Origin of the sequence: uncultured Mucilaginibacter sp., from assembly GCF_903913935.1 — a bacterium.
In the GTDB taxonomy this organism is placed as follows: Bacteria; Bacteroidota; Bacteroidia; order Sphingobacteriales; family Sphingobacteriaceae; genus Mucilaginibacter.
Map to the genome: position 1 here is coordinate 1 of NZ_CAIWNH010000334.1, position 1,977 is coordinate 1,977.

Consider the following 1,977-nt stretch of genomic DNA (forward strand, 5'->3'; position numbering starts at 1 on the left):
AGTGCTGACAAAATTGAATTTAAAGGACTAAACGATCTTGTTTCCTACGTAGACAAAACTGCTGAACAAATGATCGTATCGGCTTTGCAAAATGTATTGCCGGAAGCAGGGTTTATCACAGAAGAAAAAACAATTAATCGCGTAGGGAAAAAATATAACTGGATCATCGACCCCCTGGATGGTACCACCAATTTTATTCATGGTTTGCCAGTTTTTTCTGTAAGTATCGCACTGCAGGAAGCGGATGAACTGGTAATGGGTGTTGTGTATGAAATTAACCAGGATGAGTGCTTTTACGCCTGGAAAGGCTCGCCTGCATATTTAAATGGTAAGGAGATCAGCGTAACCACAACGCCCACAGTTGATCAATGCTTATTGGCGACCGGGTTCCCTTATTACAATTTTGAAAAGCAGGCCGCCTATATCGAATTATTTGCAGAACTGATGCGCAGTTGCCATGGCCTGCGCCGTTTGGGCTCTGCTGCTGTAGACCTTGCATACACCGCCTGTGGTAGGTTTGATGCTTTTTACGAATACAATTTAAATGCCTGGGATGTTGCTGCCGGAATAGTCATCGTGCAACAGGCTGGCGGCGAGGTAGTAAACTTTAAAGGCGGAATTGAAGTTTTAAATACCAGGGAACTACTCGCAACGAACGGAAAGATAACAGAGGAGATGCTGGAAACCATCCAAAAATATTTCAATTAACACGAATTTCACGAATGGGCACAAATGCAAAGGGCAAATGTTTCGTCCTTCATTGGTGAAAATTCACCCTTATTCGTGTAATTCGTGTTTTTTTATAATGCTTCAGAAACCACTTCAGTAACTTCCGGAACCATTCTTTTAAGTAAGTTCTCGATACCGGCTTTCAGCGTAACGGTTGATGAAGGGCAGCCGCTGCATGATCCGCGTAATTCAACGGTAACCACACCTGCATCAAATGATTTATAGGCGATAGCGCCGCCATCCTGTTCAACGGCAGGGCGTACATAGTCGTTCAATATCTGCTGGATCTTAACTTCAGTATCGGTACCTTCAAAATCAGCTTCAACATGCTCTTCTTCTTTGATAACAAGTTCCGATTCTACTGCGCCCTTTACAAACTCTTTTAAAATTGGCAACAGATCATCCCAGTTATCACCTTCAAATTTAGTTACGGTTACAAAGTTACTTGCAAAGAAAACCCCGTTTACAAAAGAAAACTTATATAACTCCTTTGCAAATGGTGAAGTTTCAGCACTTTCTTTTGTTGGGAAATCCAAACTGCCATTGATCAGCAGCTTGTTCACAATGAACTTCATGGTTGCCGGGTTAGGAGTCGATTCTGTATATACGTTGATATTCATTTTATTTTATAGCTAATATAGATGAACAAAGTTAAACAGCTTTTTGGTTTATGTAGTCATAATATGTTGTTATGACCTGATGATGATAATGCTGAATTTGAAAATTTGGCGATTTGAAAATTTGAAAATGGATTTTCCAATCGGTAAATTTTCAAATTTTCAAATTAACTCATCTTCAAATTATCTAAATTCCTGTATAATTTCCCGGTGTTATCCGTTTAATCTCTTCTTTTATTGAATCGTCAACATTTAAGGCATCCACAAAAACAGCAATGGTTTCTGCATTCACCCGCTGGTTGGTGCGGGTAAGCTCTTTAAGCGCTTCGTAAGGATTGGGATAACCTTCGCGGCGCAGTATTGTTTGGATAGCTTCGGCAACTACTGCCCAATTGGCCTCAAGGTGTGCGTTGATGGCATCTGTATTCAGCAACAATTTATTTAATCCCTTTACGGTTGATTTAATAGCAATCAATGTGTGTGCTACCGGAACCCCAATATTTCGCAATACCGTCGAATCTGTAAGGTCACGCTGAAGCCTTGAAATAGGTAATTTGGCAGCAAAATGTTCAAATAAAGCATTAGCGATCCCCAGGTTGCCTTCTGAATTTTCAAAATCAATAGGATTAAC

General features: G+C 40.3%; 2 protein-coding genes and 1 pseudogene. 1 reads left to right on the top strand and 2 read right to left on the bottom strand.

The window, feature by feature from the left end; genetic code table 11:
* A partial coding sequence (locus QZY09_RS13175; RefSeq protein ID WP_295673072.1) for an inositol monophosphatase family protein occupies positions 1-708 on the top strand: 708 nt, incomplete at its 5' end.
* Positions 709-800: 92 nt separating this feature from the next.
* Here QZY09_RS13175 and QZY09_RS13180 read toward each other — a convergent pair.
* Positions 801-1,349: a NifU family protein gene (locus tag QZY09_RS13180; protein WP_295673073.1), complete on the bottom strand. Its 549-nt coding sequence runs from the start codon at positions 1,347-1,349 to the stop codon at positions 801-803.
* A gap of 184 nt (positions 1,350-1,533) precedes the next feature.
* Positions 1,534-1,977, bottom strand: a pseudogene (locus QZY09_RS13185) (adenylosuccinate lyase); the annotation flags it as partial.